At 46.5% G+C, this 18,063-nt stretch carries 15 protein-coding genes; 4 read left to right on the forward strand and 11 right to left on the reverse strand.

Translation table 11 applies throughout. The features are described from left to right. Positions 1-10: 10 nt before the first annotated feature. The 10 genes from ACO5GU_RS01135 to ACO5GU_RS01180 form a co-directional block, all read right to left on the reverse strand. Positions 11-439: a 6-pyruvoyl trahydropterin synthase family protein gene (locus tag ACO5GU_RS01135; RefSeq protein WP_484929694.1), complete on the reverse strand. Its 429-nt coding sequence runs from the start codon at positions 437-439 to the stop codon at positions 11-13. Beyond that, entirely contained in the window at positions 439-1,992 is a 1,554-nt protein-coding gene (locus tag ACO5GU_RS01140) for a PSP1 domain-containing protein (RefSeq protein WP_484929696.1), read from the reverse strand. Before ACO5GU_RS01140 ends, ACO5GU_RS01135 begins: the two co-directional genes overlap by 1 nt. Beyond that, positions 1,971-3,140, reverse strand: a complete 1,170-nt coding sequence (locus ACO5GU_RS01145; RefSeq protein WP_484929697.1) for a DNA polymerase III subunit — start codon at positions 3,138-3,140, stop codon at positions 1,971-1,973. The genes ACO5GU_RS01140 and ACO5GU_RS01145 overlap by 22 nt, the downstream gene beginning before the upstream one ends. A 7-nt stretch (positions 3,141-3,147) precedes the next feature. Next, entirely contained in the window at positions 3,148-3,807 is a 660-nt protein-coding gene (gene tmk / locus ACO5GU_RS01150; protein WP_484812535.1) for a dTMP kinase, read from the reverse strand. A gap of 188 nt (positions 3,808-3,995) precedes the next feature. Beyond that, positions 3,996-6,509: a DNA topoisomerase I gene (locus tag ACO5GU_RS01155; RefSeq protein ID WP_484894283.1), complete on the reverse strand. Its 2,514-nt coding sequence runs from the start codon at positions 6,507-6,509 to the stop codon at positions 3,996-3,998. A gap of 33 nt (positions 6,510-6,542) precedes the next feature. After that, entirely contained in the window at positions 6,543-7,331 is a 789-nt protein-coding gene (gene tatC / locus ACO5GU_RS01160) for a twin-arginine translocase subunit TatC (RefSeq protein ID WP_035426889.1), read from the reverse strand. Positions 7,332-7,349: 18 nt separating this feature from the next. Continuing rightward, the gene (locus ACO5GU_RS01165; protein WP_484929700.1) at positions 7,350-7,973 is read right to left on the reverse strand and encodes a Sec-independent protein translocase subunit TatA/TatB; all 624 of its coding nucleotides are present in this window, start codon (positions 7,971-7,973) and stop codon (positions 7,350-7,352) included. A gap of 74 nt (positions 7,974-8,047) precedes the next feature. After that, positions 8,048-8,359: an STAS domain-containing protein gene (locus tag ACO5GU_RS01170; protein ID WP_484857224.1), complete on the reverse strand. Its 312-nt coding sequence runs from the start codon at positions 8,357-8,359 to the stop codon at positions 8,048-8,050. Positions 8,360-8,368: 9 nt separating this feature from the next. Further along, on the reverse strand, positions 8,369-9,145 hold the full coding sequence (locus ACO5GU_RS01175; RefSeq protein WP_484857226.1) for a tetratricopeptide repeat protein: 777 nt from the start codon (positions 9,143-9,145) through the stop codon (positions 8,369-8,371). Positions 9,146-9,233: 88 nt separating this feature from the next. Beyond that, positions 9,234-10,625 (reverse strand): aspartate aminotransferase type Ic, encoded by a 1,392-nt coding sequence (locus ACO5GU_RS01180; protein WP_484929702.1) that lies wholly within the window; start codon positions 10,623-10,625, stop codon positions 9,234-9,236. 72 nt (positions 10,626-10,697) lie between these two features. Here ACO5GU_RS01180 and ACO5GU_RS01185 point away from each other — a divergent pair, with 72 nt between their 5' ends. Then, positions 10,698-10,967 carry a hypothetical protein gene (locus ACO5GU_RS01185; protein WP_012809184.1) on the forward strand — a complete coding sequence of 90 codons (270 nt, stop codon included), beginning with the start codon at positions 10,698-10,700 and terminating at the stop codon, positions 10,965-10,967. Positions 10,968-11,331: 364 nt separating this feature from the next. Here ACO5GU_RS01185 and nhaA read toward each other — a convergent pair whose 3' ends face one another. Next, positions 11,332-12,708 carry a Na+/H+ antiporter NhaA gene (nhaA, locus tag ACO5GU_RS01190; protein ID WP_484929704.1) on the reverse strand — a complete coding sequence of 459 codons (1,377 nt, stop codon included), beginning with the start codon at positions 12,706-12,708 and terminating at the stop codon, positions 11,332-11,334. A 204-nt stretch (positions 12,709-12,912) separates the two neighbouring features. On the opposite strand from nhaA, the gene ACO5GU_RS01195 reads away from it, so the two are divergent. From ACO5GU_RS01195 to ACO5GU_RS01205, 3 genes are all read left to right on the forward strand, one after another. Continuing rightward, positions 12,913-13,770 carry a DegV family protein gene (locus ACO5GU_RS01195; protein ID WP_484844948.1) on the forward strand — a complete coding sequence of 286 codons (858 nt, stop codon included), beginning with the start codon at positions 12,913-12,915 and terminating at the stop codon, positions 13,768-13,770. Positions 13,771-13,849: 79 nt separating this feature from the next. Beyond that, on the forward strand, positions 13,850-14,158 hold the full coding sequence (locus ACO5GU_RS01200; RefSeq protein WP_484844949.1) for a hypothetical protein: 309 nt from the start codon (positions 13,850-13,852) through the stop codon (positions 14,156-14,158). A 41-nt stretch (positions 14,159-14,199) separates the two neighbouring features. After that, the gene (locus tag ACO5GU_RS01205) at positions 14,200-17,925 is read left to right on the forward strand and encodes an N-6 DNA methylase (RefSeq protein ID WP_484929706.1); all 3,726 of its coding nucleotides are present in this window, start codon (positions 14,200-14,202) and stop codon (positions 17,923-17,925) included. Positions 17,926-18,063: the final 138 nt, after the last annotated feature.

The following is an 18,063-nucleotide window of genomic DNA, read 5'->3' on the forward strand; positions in this document are numbered from 1 at the left end:
AAACAACAGGTTACTTCATATTTTTTAAATATATGGCGCAATTGTTAGGGGTCTCATCGACCTCAACGGAAGAGACAGGCAAACCTTCTGACTCAAGTTGCTCAAAGAGATACTTAGCCAAGTTTTCTGCTGTTGTTCTAAACGGCAAAATAGTGAGCGAGAAACCCTCTTCTTTAAGACAAGTCAGCGTCTTTTCAGAAAGAGAACCCTCCTCAATCAAAAACGTATGATCAAGGGAATCACATAGCGCGCGGACCTTGCGCTTAAAGACACCAAAGTCCATAACCATATCTTTTTCTGTACCAGACTCACCAAGCTCTGCAGCAGAAATACAAGCAGTCACATGCCAACGATGACCATGCAGATTCTCACACTTGCCATAGTAGTTGGTAAGAAAATGCGCTGAGTCAAAGGCATATTCAGTCTTAAGCGTATACATTACGCGTTGTCCTTTGAACCGCGACCGCGATCATCGCGTCCAGTTCTTCTATGTCTACGACGTGCAGCGTTTTGTGGCTGAGTGTCTCTAGATGCAGCGTTAGGTGCACCATTAGAACCAGAAGCACTCTGTGGGGCGTTCTGGGTCTTCATGCCCGCCCTATCACCTGGACGACGAGTCCTTTTTGCACGAACTGGTGCCTGTGCCTCATCGGCTTTCTGTGGTGCCTGAGGAGCATCTGTCCTTCTAAAGCGCTTACCCTGTGGCTGCTTCTGTGCAGGAGCTGAACCCTGCTCATTTTTCTGAGGAGCCTGAGTATTTGCAGTGCCCTCTTCTGTTGCGTGATGACGGCGGCGGGTACGACGAAGCGTATCTGTTGCAGCATCAAAAGTACTAGAACCAGGATTTACCTGAGCATTCTTTGAAGTTCTTACACGACGGGTGCGAGAAGAACTTTGGGCGCCTTGCTCTTCTCGGGCATTTCTTGCACCAGAATTCTTGGCGTTTTCCTGCTTATTTGCAGAGTTCTGCTCAAAGCGTTCACGTTTACGCCTTGGAGCCTCAGTAACAAAGAGGTCTGGATTAATCTCTGGCTCTTCATCAACAATGAGGCCGTTTGCTCGATCAAGCTCTGCCAGCGCCATTTGAACCTCAACAGAGTCGAGGCGCTCAAGTGCAGCGCGAGAAACGCTGTCTGGCCTGCAAGAACAACCCAGGTCTTCCGACTTCTGCTGTGCTGCAGGCGAGGCGTCCATATCAGCAAGAGGAATGCGTACTACCTTGCCACTCTCTAGGCGAAGGGCAATCTCTTCTTTTGGCGTGTTGTATTCAACAATTTTTGCCATGCCCAAAGGAGTCTCAATAACGGCGTTGCGCTTTGGAGCACGGTTTTTGAAGTCACGATACGCTTCAAACTCATAGCGCAAGCAGCACATTAAGCGGCCACAAGCACCGGAAATCTTGGTGGAGTTCAGCGGTAAATCCTGCTCTTTTGCCATGCGAATAGAAACTGGCTCAAAAGAGAGGCCAAACCTTCTACAGCAGAGCTCTTGTCCACAATGACCATAACCGCCGATAACTGCTGCTTCTTCTCTGACGCCAATCTGACGCATATCAATGCGCTCGTGAAGCTCGTGAGAAAGCTCGCGCACAAGTTGCCTAAAGTCCACGCGATCATCAGCCGAGAAGTAACACACGACCTTCTCGCCATCAAAAAGGTACTCGACGCCAATTGGCTTCATCTCAAGTTCTTCTTGAACAGCAAACTTCCTGAACACAGGAAGCGCAGCCTCGCCCTTAGCGGCAAGCTCTTCTGCGCGAGAAAGGTCCTCGTCAGTTGCTACACGAATAACGTCTTTGAGCTCGGCTTTATTTGTCTTGTACTCAAACTCCTCTTGAGAAATCTCACGAGGATCAGCAACAGCAAGACCAATCTCTAGACCGCGCTCGGTCTGGCAGATAACGTGGTCACCTTCAAGAACGCCGGACTCCTTTGGATCAAACCAAAGGTCGCGCGCGGCGTATTCAAATTTCACCGGGACAACGGTGGGCATGTAAGTGCCTCCTTGATATGCAGCAGCATAACCTCAAGGGTTAGCTGGGGAGAAACAGAGCGGTCCAGGTTGTATTGAGCCTCTTGCACCGCAGCAAGAGCCCCCAAAACACCCTGGGTATGAGTTTGAGATGCAACACGGTCAATAATGCCTGCTGCATCCGTATTTACTATCTCTTCATCAACCGCTTCGCAACACAACAGTACGTCGCGAAGAAGCGATTCCAGAATTGCCAACATTTCTATGATACCCGAACGCTCGCGCGCTGTGAGTTCTCGCTTATTTGCCGCCTCAACCTGCTTTAACGCAGCGCTGGTAAGAAAGTCTTCATTTTGAGCGAGGGCCTCTTCTTGAGCTCGCCTTACGTCACCAAGAGGAATTTTTGCAGCTTCTATCAGCTCTTTTGCGGAAGTGAGTACATCCCACGAGTCATTTCTGAGCAGGTTGCCAAAAACATCAATGAGCTGTCTGCGAATGTTTTTTCTCGTAGAAGACTGCAAAAACTCCACAGCTCTACCAGGGGTTCCTGTTGCTGCAAGCGCAATACGAGCTTCCTGCTCTGTGGCGGAAATCTCTCGCATAATAGCGGCTTTAGCAGCAGCGTCAGTGAGCGTTCTAAACGCAACTACCTGACAACGAGAAACAATGGTGGGAAGCACCGCAGAAGAAGAACGTGCAGACAGAATAAAGATGGTATCTACAGGTGGCTCTTCAATAGTTTTGAGCAGTGCATTTGCAGAATTTTCTCTGAGCAAATCAGCGCGGTCAATCACGTAAATCTTATGAGTTGAGCGCATAGGCGCCAGACTAACATCAGCGATGAGCTGACGAATCTGCTCAATGAGGTAGCCATTTGCGGAAGCTGGAGTAAGTACGTGAACGTCAGGGTGAGTACCGCGAGAAATACGAATGCAGTCGTCACAGGCAGCGTCACCGCCTTGAGCGCAAAGCACGCACTGCGCCAAAGCTTTAGCTGCAAGACCTTTACCCGAGCCAGGAGCTCCTACAAACAGATAGGCGTGGCCAAGCTTGTGCTCATGAAGTGCGCGCGCAAGCAGATTTTGAACTTGAGGTTGATCCTGAAGACGGGTAAGTGCCTGAGGAAGTGGATAGGTGCTATGAGTAGTATGTGTGCTCTCTTGAGTCATAAACGCGTCACTCACCAAGCTCACAAATACCAGGAATAAGATCTGCTAACAGCTGACGAGTACGTGCGCGAACCTCATCAATTGTGCCATCTGCATCTACAGCTTTTACACGCTCTGGCTCATTTTGCAGAAGTTGCTTATAACCAGCAAAAACACGCTCTTGGAAGGCAACGCCTTCTGCTTCTAGTCTATCGGCGTCATTTTGCGTAGCACGCGCATGAGCAACTGTTGGCTCGAGCATAAAAACAAGAGTTCTATCAGGAGAAACCCCACAGCTTCCTAAGCGATTTGCGCGGTGCACGAGGTCTGTATCAAGACCGCGACCAGCTGCTTGATAGGCAAAAGTGGAGTCATAGAAGCGATCACACAAGACAACTTTGCCCGCAGCTAGAGCTGGTCGGATAACCTCTCCTACCAGCTGGGCACGACTTGCTTCATAGAGCAACAGCTCGCATTCATCGCACATCATGCCGTTTTCTGGATTAAGTACCATGCCTCTAATCTGCTCAGAAATAGCAGTGCCGCCAGGCTCACGAACAAAGACCACGTCAAAGCCAAGAGCTTCAAGATCTTCTCGCAGAAGAGAAGCTTGTGTTGACTTACCACAGCCATCAACGCCTTCAAGCGTGATAAACAAGCCTTGAGATGTACGTGCGTCTTTGTTCATGCTTCCCTCCCTCTTAACTATCTCACGATACAGACAGATTGTGTTTCTCGCCATGAATATTCTAAAGGTTTTGCGCATTTCCACATGAAGAGCGCTCAAAAATGGGTAAAAATACGTATGGAGCGGGCGTTGGAGAGGGACGCTCGTTCTTCCGAAAACGGTGCACCTCTCGATGCACCGTCATACGTTTACTTTTTTGCTGCCTTGGTGGATTTGGTGCCCTTAGTACTCTTACGAGCGCCTCTACGCGAGGCAGTTTTCTTTTCTTTACCAGGGCAATCATAGTTTGGACAAAGCTTCCAAGGACCACGCTGAGTAGTAACAACCACCATAGGAGCACCGCAGTCTGGGCACACCTCATCGGTCTTCTCGAGCTTTCCACGAGCAGGCAGAGGATAGCTGGTCTCGCACTCCTCGTAGTTGGTGCAGCGAATAAAACGCTTACCCGTGCGCTCTGACTTATGAGCTACCAGATCCCCATGCTTGCCATTAGCCTTACAGGTTGGGCACTCGCCCACAATAAGGTCTGGCTCCGCATTTGTAGGACAAGCAGGATTAATGCAAGTCTCATACGCGCGCTGTCTAAACGGCTGAACCTTTACGCGAGGGGCACCACACTCGGGGCAAACGCCAGCCTCTCCCTCAAGCGGCTCCACGCGTCCCTGAGGCAGTGGATAGGTAACATCGCAGTCTGGCCAACCCATGCAGCCAACAAAGCTTCCACGGGTCTTCAGAGAGCTCTTAGCAACCAAGTCTTTGCCGCACTTAGGGCAGGTTCCCACCTTCGCGTCAGCAGTAACCGCATCTGCAATAGCCTCAGACAGGTCTTCTTTGTGGTCAATGAGCGTATCAATCATGCCTGCAAGTAAAGCTCTTGAGTGGGTAACAACGCCATCACGCGTATCCTTGCCCTCAGCAACGCTTGTCATATCGGACTCAAGCTCTGCTGTCATATCAGGCGAGGTAATGTGTGGTGCAAACTGCGAGAGTGCATCAACAATTGCCATACCAAGCTGACTGGGCTCAACAGGATCATTTTTGAGGTATTTACGCTGGTAAAGCGTATCAATAATGGAGGCACGCGTAGACTTTGTGCCTAGACCGCGTTTCTCCATCTCTTGAATAAGCTTGCCCTGGCTATAGCGAGCAGGCGGCTCTGTCTGCTTAGCGTCAAGCGACAAAGACTGAATAGAGACAATCTCTCCCTCGCCGACATCAGGAATCTGATCGTCTTTTTTAAGGCCGAAGGGATAAATCTCTCTAAAGCCTGGCTCAGCCAGTACGGTTCCATTTGCAACAAACGGCTGACCAGCAACATCAAGCGTGATCTTAGTGCCGCTCATAGTAGCCGGACCCATAAGAGTTGCAAGGAATCTACGAGCAATCAAGTTATAGAGCTTCCAAGCTGCAGGCTGCAAAGAATCTGGATTTGCTGCTGCCGTTGGATAAATTGGTGGGTGGTCAGTAGACTCCTGCTTACCACGAGTAGCGTGAAGCTTTGGCTGACCCAAAAGCTTTTTGCAGGTAGGAGCATACTGAGGAACTGCAGACAGCGTACGGACACAGTCCTTCAAGTCAAGCGAACTTGGATAAACGGTGTTATCAACACGAGGGTATGAAATCAAGCCGTCCATGTACAGAGACTCTGCCAAACGCATAGTTCTAGCTGGCGAGATACCCTCTGCAGCTGCAGCTGCCTGCAGCGACGTGGTGTTAAACGGAGCTGGTGGCTGCTGCTTTCTGCTACGAGACTCAATCTCGACAACCGTTGCCTGCGTCTGATCTTTAACAACTGCGTAAGCTGCATCTGCTTCAGCTTGATCCCAGAACCTTGCGGTCTGATGAACCATCTTAAAGGTTGCATCCGCATCATCTTCTGGAGCAGCAACACCAGAAATAACCCAATAATCTTCTGGCTTAAATGCCAAGCGCTCACGCTCGCGCTCAACAACAAGTGCCAGCGTAGGAGTCTGAACACGACCAGCAGAGCGCGTATTGCCCAGACCTCCAAAGCGTGCAGTGGTCAGGTAACGGGTCAGTACAGCACCCCAAATGAGGTCGATATACTGCCTGGACTCACCTGCTGCAGCCAAGTTGTAATCAAGATCCACCAGGTTATTGAAGGCAGTCTCAATCTCTGTCTTAGTAAAGGCGGAGTAGCGTGCACGAAATACTGCCAGATTAGGATTAACCGAGAGAACCTGTGCCAGCGCATCAGAGCCAATAAGCTCTCCCTCGCGGTCAAAGTCTGTGCCGATAATGACAGACTCTGCCTTCTTAGCAAGGTTCTTGAGGGCGCGAATAATTTCTTTTTCTGCAGGCTGTTTATCTACAGGAGCCCAAATCAAATAGGGCAAGCTGGGGATTTTCCAGCCCTTAAGGTCAACGCCATCTGCCATAAAAGGCTTGCGCTTAACCTTATAAGGAGGACGCTCAAGGCCATCTGGAACATCTGCAGGAAGGTGTTCCCCTTCTGCAGTTTCTCCATACCAGCCCTCTTCCTTGTCAAACTTGAGAGCCAAAGGAAAATCCGGTTGCAGAATATGACCACGAAGACCAATAGCAACATGGTCTTCTCCGCCACGTCTAAAACGATAAACAGGAGTGTTGTATACCTTGTCTGTCTCAGGCTTACCCGATTCAGACAGAAGGCGAGCAATCTGCTGCGCTGCGTCGTTTTTCTCGGTAACAACTAGAATCAAAGAACAACACTCTCCAAAGTAAAAATGAAACTATTAGATTTTGTCTAGCTCATGCTGCTCGTAGTCCTCGCGGCTCCACTTAAGAGCGGCTTTGCCATCACGGGCAATAATGACGTAACGAGCAACGGCCAGAGCAACTTCGTACAGCAGAATAAGAGCTGCAAACATCAAAATCATGGTGACAGGTGATGCGTCAGGAGTGACTACTGCAGAAAGAATCATCAGGCCAACATAGACATAGCGCCACTGCTCACGCATATCCTTGTAAGGAACAAGGTGAAGAATAGCCAGGTAGAAGATAACTAGTGGAAGCTGGAACGCAACGCCAAAGCCAATCTCAAACATCATAATAATGTTGAGATAATCGCTTGCCTCATTAATAGTTCCTGCAAACTCCTGCGACTGACCAATCATCCAACCAATTGCAGTGTTCAAAATGATGAAGTAGCAGAACAGCATACCCAAGAAGAACAAGGTAATCATGGCTGCCACGGTAGGAACAACCCACTTGCGCTCTTTAGCGTTAAGCGCAGGCAAGAAGAAAGCCATAATCTCCCAGATGATAATAGGTGTGCAGATAATCACCGAGAAGAAAAAAGCTACCTTAAACCTGATACTAAAGCCGCCGAGGACCGAGATAACCGTAAGCTTACCATCGGTCAAAAACTCCCTGATAGGGTCAATCAAGATCTCAATCAATGCAGGCGTTGCAAAATAAATAATGATCGCGGTAACAAAAAGCGATACCACCACAATGGTCACGCGGCGACGGAGTTCTCCCAGGTGATCAAAAAGTGGCATACGAGCTGGAGTAATAGGCATTACACACGAAAGCTGGACTTATGCGTCCTGGCTTTCTCCCTCCTCTCCAGCAATTTCTTCTTTCTTGTCTTCTGCCGTGGAGCGAGAAGAACGTGCAGATCCAAGGTTATAGAGGTCTTTTGCAGATGGAGCTGCAGCAGGAGTTTCTTCTGCAGCCTTAGGTGCCACGTGCTTAGTTGCCTCTGTAGAATCATCGGAGAAAGCAACAGAAGACGTAGCTTGTGGTGCAGCAGCAGGAGCTTCTTCAGCAGAAACGGCCTCTGGCTGCTCAGCCTCCTGGGTCTGCTCAGCTTGCTTATTCTGCTCAGCCGCCTCAGCAGCAGCCTTCTCAGCTGCCTCGCGCTCCTCCTTGAGGCGAGCACGACGCTCAGCAAAGGTCTCCTGATGGTCAGTATCCTCGCGGTCAGCATCAGATGCAGCATTTTTGAGCTGCTCGGAGCGCTTGGGCTTCTCGTGAAGTGCATCCGCTGCAGGGTCAAGTAAGTCTGCACGGACAACTTTATTAAAGCCTTCTTGCGCGTTCTGGAACTGTCTAAGAGCACGGCCAAGCGTGCGACCCATACCAGGTAATTTATCAGGACCAAATACTAAAAATGCAAAGAGCAAAATTAGTACGAGCTCTGTTTCTCCAATGCCAAACACAAGCAATACCTTTCTGGAACAAACATAAACAAGCTCTTTGAACCGTTTCTCAAAGAGCTTGCAAGTTACCAAACCTACTTGCGAACGTTAAGGTCTTTATCGACCCCAAGAAGCGAAAAGACACGCTCCACGTTTTTCTGAGGATTTGCAACAACAAGCACAGAACCACTCTCTTGTGCTCGATGTGCGGCACCCACTAAAACGCCAATGCCCGTCGAATCAATATAAGCTACCTCAGCAAAATCAGCTTCAACTTCTTTTGCTCCATCGGCGAGCGCGGTATCCAAAGCATCGCGAAGCTCAGAGGCGTTTGATACGTCTACCTCGCCCTCAATGCGAATAATGGCCTTTCCATCTGTAATTTCAGAGCTTATTTCTAGTGCCATAACTCCTCCTTACTTAGTGTTATTTGAAGAGGCAGAGGTGTTACCGTTTAATGCATCAAGAACTTTCTGTGCATTATCCCTCACACCGGCGCTATTATCGGAATCTTTCTCAATTGCCTTCTGCAGTGCCTCTTTTGCAAGATCTACTTGATCAGTAACACGATACATCATTCCCAAATTAAGCCAACCGTTAGCATAGTCTGGAGAACGATCTGTTACTGCCTTAAGTGCCTCAACAGCGCCTGTTTGGTCTCCTGCATAGAACTGCGCAATAGCCCTATCAACACGAACCTCATCAGAATCATTTGAAGCAAGATACGTATCGTACTCGGCAATTGCCTTGTTGATCAGCTGTAAAGACTGCTTCTGAACAGAGTCATCTTGAGAGGAGCTCTTAAGTGCCATTCCCCAGCCTAGATACGTACGAGCCAAATCAAGATGTGCTGGTAGATTATCTGGATTGGACTGAATAGCAGACTCTTTTTCTTCTGCCTGTTTCTGATAGACCTGGTTAATAGCCTCAGGAGAATTCTGATGGTTCTGATTCTGCTTTTGGGAGTTAGAGAAAATGCTGGCCAGGGAAGGCAACATCATAGAAATAGCAATAAAGAGCGAGAATACTCCAATAGCAATCTTCATGCCTGTAGAAGGACCTGGTTTTTTAGGAGCCTCATCGGGCTTGCGGTCCTTTGCCTTCTTTTTTGCGGTCTGGTTTGCCATAGCAACCAGCTCTTTTTCTGCCTTCTGTTCTGGTGTAAGTTCTGGCTTTGAAGTATTAGTTGGCATTCAACATCCAATCGCTTTTTCTAAACATAGTTAATCAAGATACGGCAGAATGGGCTTACTTTCAAAGTAAATACCAAAGTTACACAAGCTATCCCCAGACGCTCTGACCACGATCAACTTTTGCTAGTCGAGCACTTACCTGTTTAACAGCAACGATAAAGACATCAAGTGCCGCATCAAGCTCTTCCAGCGTTGGGTAACTTGGAGCAATTCTGATATTAGTATCAAAGGGATCCTTGCCACTTGGCCACGTAGCACCTGCAGGTGTCATAGTAACGCCAAGCTCATGTGCGCGAGAAACAATTGCACGCGCAGAGCCAACAGGGCCATCAAACGAGACAAAGTAGCCGCCCTTTGGATGAGACCAGGTTGCAACAGCTAAATCACCCAGTCCTTCCTGCAGCTTGCGTTCCACCAGATCAAAACGTGGCCTAAGCAGTTCAGCATGCTTTTGCATATGAGCTTCAACGCCTTGAGCGTCTTTGAGGAAACGTACATGTGCCAGCTGAGAGATCTTCTCGGGAGAAACACGAGCAACCTTGAACGCGCTCTGGATTTCTTTAATGTCCGCAGGGCTTGCGGCAACCCATGCCATGCCTGAGCTTGGGAAGGTTACCTTTGCCGTTGAGGCAAAAGCAATAACCAGGTTCTTTTGAGCATCGTCTACAGCAACCTCTGCAAGTGCATCAAAGATATTGAGGAGCTGAGGAGCCTCAGATTCTGGTACAAAGGCATGAATTGCGTAGGCGTTATCCCAGAAGATTCTAAAGTCAGGGGCTGCAGGTTTGAGGTTTGCAAACGCACGAACAACCTCGTCTGAATAGGTGATACCGGTGGGATTAGCAAAACGTGGTACGCACCAAATTCCCTTAACAGAGTTGTCGTTCTCAACAAGCTCCTTGACCACGTTCATATTTGGACCATCTTCAGTCATAGGTACGGCAACGTTTTCAAGTCCGTAATGCTGTGTAATAGCAAAATGGCGGTCATAGCCTGGAGCAGGGCACAGGAACTTGAGCGTGGTACCCTGAGCCTTTGCAGACGCCATCTGCTCTGCCCAAGAAGGCTGACCAGCAAGACCATGGGTTACGGCATGAGAAATGATGTCGTGCATAAGGTTAAGGCTAGAAGAGCCGTTTACGATGACCTGATCAGCAGGTACGCCTGTGAGCTCTGCAGCAAAAGCTCGCGCAGAAGGAAGACCCCAAGGGTCTCCGTAGTTATCTGCAAAAGAGCCGCTGTCAGTCAGATCGGAAGTAGAGTTCAGCTCGTCAAGCATAGGCTTAGACAACGCCGTCTGTGCAGGGCTTGGCTTTCCGCGGGCCATATCAAGCTTGAGGTTTTTCTCGCCAAGTGCACGAGCTTCTTGTCCAATAAGCTCAAGAGCCTGGTTAAGTTCAGCATCGCTCATCTTTTGATAAGCGTTTTGCTCAGAGGTTGACTTTGGCTGGAACAGCTCGCGAGAAACTAGCTCAAACATGACACTCCCCTTTTCGATCTCTGCGTGATACAAAGTATAGGTGATTTGAAAATCGACGCGACAAGGAGAATCATGGCAAATTCTGCACAGCCTGGCATGCGCTCGGAGGCATATGGCGAGCTCCAGCACCTTGTTGATAATCTTTATAAGCGCAAACCTTCGGGCACAGTCACTAAGGTTGACGTGCTGATTCAAGCTGAAGTAGACGATCTTGAAGAAGATTTGCAAGAAGTTATTGAGTTGATTCCCTCTGGCACATATGTCCGCGCTCGCCTCTGCGATCAGATTAACTCAATTGTTACAGCGCACGGTTGGGGCTTTACCTACGGCACTGTTGAGTAACTATAGCTTATTGATTTTATATAAGTGATAAAATTGCATATATACGGGGTCTTTTTCTGACAAGTTGGAGGCTCGTTATGTATGACTCTTGGAAAGATTTTTTCATAAGCATCTTTAATAGAGGTATATTTTTTGATGCTTCTACTCCAAGAGCTTATCTTATTAATAAGATAGTCAATATTTGTTTACTTCTTATATGGCTATTCACCATTGTCTTGATGTGTCTCTCTCCTGCAGGACAAGATGCCTCAATAGGCGGAGTGAACATTCTACGTGCCAGTTTTTTAATAACTTCTGCGTATTATTTTGTGGGGCTCTGCATTTTAATAGTCAAGGATAGAAAGAGTCGTACGTCTCATTAGGTTCATTCTTGTACGGCGTCTTCCCTTAAGCTACTCTGCCTTTGGCGCTTGTAAAACTCTGCGAGGTGTACAAAAAGTAGGCCCAAGATAGCTGAAGCAAATGATGCAGCAAGAACGGCTACTTTAGCTGCAAGAATCTCTCCTGCATCTGGGAATGCAAGGTTAGAAATAAGAATTGACATGGTAAAGCCTAAGCCACCCATCAGACCAACGGCTGCAATCTGAACCCAGTCAACCTTTGCAGGAAGTTTGCAGATTTTAACCTTTACCAACAGGAATGTCACAAGAATAATTCCCAATGGCTTTCCAAGAACGGCGCCAAAGAATACGCCGTGAGCAATGTTACTGCTAAGAAGCGCACCAAAATCAGCACCTACCAGCGTAATCTGTGCATTAACAAACGCAAAGATAGGAAGAACAACAAAGTTTACAAAGACGGAAATATAGTGCTCAACACGCTGAAGCGGTGGAGTTACGTGGTGCATGACCTGCTCAATAGAGTTAGCACCATGTGTAAAGTCATGCTGACCCAAAACGTGATGCTCATCGTCGTAGTGATCGTCAAGCTCACGAGCGCGTCTTGAAAGCCAGCTTCCCAGCTTGCTCAAGCGAACATCAGAGTGAGATGGCAAGAAGAAGGCAAGAAGAACGCCTGCAAGGGTTGCATGAATTCCCGAGTGGTACATGCAGACCCAGAGAACCAAACCAACAAGCAAATAAGGACCAGAAGAATAAATCTTCAGGCGATTCATTCCCCACAAAATAACAAGAATACCAAGAGAAGCTGCTAACCAGGCAATATTTGGCGTGTGACCATAGAAAAGCGCAATGACCACAATAGCCAGGATATCGTCGGCAATAGCAAGTGTCTGGAAGAACACCTTAGTCTGCGGACTAATTCTGTTTCCTAAGAGCGACATAACGCCAAGCGCAAAGGCAATATCGGTTGCAATTGGTGTTGCCCATCCATGAGGGGCAGTGCTTGCGTTAAGCGCCAGATAAATAAGAGCAGGAACTGCAACGCCACCAACAGCCGCAAGCATAGGAAGCATTGCCTGTCTTGGCTTTCTAAGCTGGCCAACAGTTACTTCATACTTGAGCTCAATACCTACCAGCAAGAAGAAGATTGCCATAAGGAAATCATTCACAAAGGTTTCTAGAGCCATATGTGCATGAATCATTCCAAGCGAGAAACTCATTTGCACTTCAAGAATTTCTCGAACCACCTCATGAGCAGGTGAGTTGGCAACTACAAGCGCAATAAGAGCTGCAAGTACCATGACTGCTGCCGCAATAGTGCTGTTAGAGGTGATTCTCTTTAGAGAAGAGCGCTGACTAATTCTTCTTACAACTGCGGGCTCTCTATAAATACTAGACATTATCTGCCGTTCTCTCTTTATCTAAATGGTATTGACCGTTAGCTATGAAAGTTTTTCTCGATGTATATGCCTAGTGTACCGTCTACCTACCGTTGAGGGCAACTTGTCATATCTCAAGAAAACGGGGTATATCTCTATGTAAAATGTGGGTAATAGAAAGTCAACGTTTAGCTACTTGTAGCACGTATATATTTGGAGCGGATAATGGACACTAAACGAATTGCCATCATCACAGACTCAGGAACTAATGTCCCACCTGATTTTGTTGCTGAACACAATATTCGTATCACCCCACTTCGCATTAACTATTCTGACGGCTCTTCCTACGAGTCTGGTATTACCATCACGCCAGCTGATCTTGTTGCTCGCTTTGAAGAAGAAGTTCCTAAGACATCACTTCCTTCTCCTGAGGGCATTAAAGCTGCCTTTGATGATGCAAAAGCAGCGGGGTACGAGGGTGCTGTTTACGTTGCTATCTCCTCTGGACTTTCTGCTACCTGCGATACTGCTCGCATGATTGCGGAGTCCATTACAGACTTCCCTATTTATGTTGTTGATACCAAAAACATTGGCATTGCTTCTGGCCTTATTGTTATTGAGGCTCAACGCCTTATTGAACAAGGCCTTTCTCTTGAAGAGATTGGTCCCAAACTTGATCAAGCCTCTCGTAACACACGTGTGTACTTCTCTGTTCCAAGTCTTGAGTACCTGCGCAAAGGCGGTCGTATTTCCGAGACAATCTATCGTATTGGCTCCATACTAAACATCAAACCAGTTCTTACCTGCGATGAAAACGGTAAGTACGTTATTGCTAAAAAGACTCGAGGTTGGCATAAATCTCTTGAAGGACAAATTTCTTTGGGAGCAGCTTTTGCTCAACAGTTTGATCACGTTCATGTAGGAATTTGCTGCTCTGCTCCTAATATCATTTACTCCGAAATGGAGGCAATGATTAAAGAAGCAATCCCCAATGTCACCGACTTTAGGTATGTTGAGGCTGGCTCGGACCTTGTTGTTCATACAGGACCAGGCCTTGTTGGCTATACCGTATTTGGCTACTAACCAGCACTCCACCCAACTAAGAATAGCCATCCATACGGGAGTCAATTCCTAAAATAAAGAATACAGCGAGGAGTTTGGCTTGTCCGAAAAAGCCGTCGAATTTCTGAAACGGGCAAAAGAAACGTACCCGCAGACAGACCTTGAATCAACGCGAACGATGTCGTATCTGAACGAGCCACTCTCTAACAAGGAGTCTTATGAATTTCTAGATGCCCTACATTATCATGTTGAGGGTCTACGGAAAATACAGAGCATGACAGATGAAATGAAGGCGCATTTCAAAGGGCTGGACATCGATGGCTATTTCCTGTGGCAACTTCATATGTTCGTACAGGAATTCATACATAAGATAATCAAGATGCTCGGATTAGATATAACGGCAGAATAAAAAGTGTCAGCAGTAATGGCATAATCAAAGGGGTAATAGATATGATTACAAAATCCAATTTCAAGAATTTGCTACTCTCATTGGGCTTTGTAAACAACGGGGAGCGATACGAAAAAAAATTCCTTCATTTCGGTGCTTCTATGAGCGTGGATTTTTTAAAGAAGAAAATATATTATCCTGATGCTATAAAAGGCAGAGAAAGAAATGACGGGTTTGATGCGCCGGAGAATTTTGTTGTATTTGAATGCGTAAACCGTCTTTTTGAAAAAGGATACCGACCGGAGCATATCGAGCTGGAGAAAGAATGGCATCTTGGACATGATGCAAAAAGCGGACGTGCCGATATATGCGTAACGGATGCAAAAGGTTCCATGCTTTTTATCGTTGAATGCAAGACTTGGGGACGAGAGTTCGACAAGGCATTAAACGACACAAAAAATGACGGTGCTCAGTTATTCTCGTATTGGCAACAGGAACAGTCATGTAGATGGCTTATTTTGTATGCGTCGGATTTTAAAGGCGGTACTGTCGAATATAAAGCTCCAACAATCGATTGCTCGGATGACGCGAACATCATTCTTCTCGCAAAGAAAGATAAATCCATTAAACTATACCGTGACGCACATACTGCGCCGGAAAAACATGAAGCGTGGAAAGAAACCTATTCTGGGCAAATTCACGATGATTTGGTTTTCTCCGATGATTCCATTGCATATAAAATTGGCGTCAAGCCGCTTCTCAAAAAGAGTCTGCGGGATTTTACGCCGGATGATAAAATCGTCAACAGATTTGAAGAAATCTTACGTCATAACAATGTCAGCGACAAAGAAAATGCCTTTAACCGTCTGATTGCCCTGTTCATATGCAAACTTGTTGATGAAAGCACAAAGGGCGAGGATGACGAGGTTGAATTTCAGTACAAACAAGGAACAGATACCTATGAAACTTTGCAGGATCGCCTCCAGCGTTTGCATCGTGACGGCATGGAAAAATTCATGCGTGAAGAAATATACTATGTATCTGCGGATTACCCAGAGTGGCTGTTTTCAACCTATACAGGGTCAAAAAGGAAAAAGGCTATCGAGGACTTGCAGAATACCATTCGTATCCTGAAGTTCTATTCCAATAACGATTTTGCCTTTAAGGATGTCCACAACGAGGAGCTATTCTATCAGAACGGAAAGATACTCGTAGAAATGGTGCAACTGTTTGAAAAATACAGAATCGTCTACCCGTCAAAGCATCAGTTCCTTGGCGATCTCTTTGAACAACTTCTGAATAAGGGCTTTAAACAGAATGAAGGGCAGTTCTTCACACCGATGCCTATTACCCGGTTTATATGGGATAGCCTTCCCGTTGACCGCATGGTGAAATCCGAGAGAGGAACGGTATACCCTAAAGTTATAGACTACGCCTGTGGCGCAGGGCATTTTCTTACAGAGGCAGTCGAAGCCATCAACCATTTTGCATATTCAAATGGTGACAACTCGTGGGCAAGAGATCATATCTTCGGCATCGAAAAGGATTATCGCCTTGCTCGTGTTGCGAAGATATCGCTGTTTATGAACGGTGCCGGAGAAGGCAGTATCATCTTCGGTGACGGTCTTGAAAACACTCCTGACAAGGGGATTGAAAACGGTTCGTTTGATATTCTTGTTGCCAATCCTCCGTATTCAGTCAAAGACTTCAAACAGCATCTTCAATTGAAAAATAACTGCTTTGCTCTTCTTGACCGCATTGGATTGAATGGTGGAGAAATCGAAACGCTTTTTGTAGAGCGTATCGGACAGCTTTTGAAGCCGCAAGGTATTGCTGCGGTTATCCTGCCAAGCTCTATTCTTTCAAATGACAGCGCAAGCTACACCGGTGCCCGTGAACAGTTCCTGCAGAATTTCTATATCCGCGCAATCGTAGCATTCGGTTCCAAAACATTCGGCGCGACCGGGACGAACACTGTGGTTATGTTCCTTGAGAAATTCAATGAACCGCCGAAGCAGATTGATCTGTCCTCTGATTCCGTGGACGCTATATTCAGCGATGCCGAGCTAAAGGATTGGAAGGATAAAGAAATTTTCGATGCGTATATTGCGAAGATCGAAGTCGATGAAGATGTATACTGCTCATTCCTAAAAAAGAATTATTCTTTGGATGAACTAAAGGATATAGATTATTTCAAAATGTATGTGGGAGCGTTTGCAGAGTCAGCGGATGCCAAAAACCTGAAGAAAACAAAGGCGTATAAAAGCAAAAGTGATGACGAGCAAGCCGCCGAATATCTTGAAAAATTCTATGACTATGCCCGTTCCGTTGAAGCAGAAAAACTGTTCTACTTCTCACTGATATACCAGCAGACAACGGTAATCATTACTTCTCCCGTGGACAATAAGGCTCAGAAAGATTTCCTTGGCTACGATTGGTCCAACCGTAAAGGAAACGAAGGTATTCAGATTATCACGCCCGGTGGCAAAATGTATGATGATTCTGACCGTGAGGCGGAAGGTACACTTGCAAGTGCAATTAAACAGTCTTTCAATGGTATGATGCCGTCCTTTGATAATGAGCAGCAATCATATGCTTCCGTTGTCAATACAAAAGATATGATGGATTTTTCTCGTGTTGGTTTTAATAAAGCTATGCGTTTAAGTGTAGAAGGGTTAATTGAACTAAACAGTAAATATCCTTTGCTTGCTCTCGGCAAGGTTTGTGATGTTGCAATTGGTGGTACTCCATCAAGAAGAAACCCGGATTTTTTTACAGGGAGCAATTTATGGGTATCTATTGCTGAAATGCAAGGGCAAACCATTATAGATACAAAAGAAAAAATCACAGATGAAGCTGTTGCTGCATCAAACGTAAAACTGGTCCCAAAAGGAACAACATTATTAAGTTTTAAACTCAGCATAGGAAAAGTAGCTATCGCAGGAAGAGACTTATATACAAATGAAGCCATTGCTGCACTAATCCCGTCGAATCGGGCAGAAATACTCAACATGTATCTCTATTACCTTTTTAAGGGCAAACTGATTGATCTCGAAAGAGTAGAAAACAAAGCTTTTGGTAAGAGTTTAAATTCAACATACCTTCGCGAAGAGATAAGAATCCCAGTTCCCCCCATTTCAGTTCAGCAACAAATAATTGATGAATGTGCCAAGATAGATGTCGAATATGAAACCACCCGTATGTCTATCGTAGCCTACAGGAAGAAAATTGAAGACCTGTTCGCCAAGTTAGACATTGCTAACAGGGGGGGGTACAGACTGAGTCTCGCTGATAAGAGTAAGTTTGATGTATCGATTGGAAAGCGTGTCCTTAATAAGCGGCTTGTTCCGGATGGAAATATTCCTGTGTACAGTGCCAATGTAACAGAAGCTTTTGGATACATAGACGAACTGCTGATTACCGATTTTTCTGTTCCATCTGTACTGTGGGGTATTGACGGAGACTGGATGACAAGCTTTGTCCCGGCAGATTCTAAGTTTTATCCCACTGATCATTGCGGCGTGCTTAGATGCAGAACGGATGAAGTCAATCCTCGCTATCTGGTTCATATTCTTGAAGCAGAAGGCAGAAAAATGGGATTCTCCCGCTCGTTTCGCGCGTCTATTGATCGGGTTCAGGGTATAACTTTCACTGCTCCGGATAGAGCAATACAGGATGCCACAATTTCAAAAATCGAGGAAATCGAAGTCCTGATAGTTGCAGCGGAAAAGAAACTCGAATCTTTGACTGGTAAGACAGCGGATATTCTAAACAGCTATCTCAATTAAGAGCAAACCACACAGGAGCAATTCTGAACTGCCTCCCATTTCTTATGTCCAAGAAATGGGAGGCAGTCCAAAGACGGCGGTTTTCTTATATCACGTACTTACGGCAAAAAGATCTTCTCGCCCTATGTACCTAGGGCT

This window comes from Lancefieldella sp. (assembly GCF_057237245.1).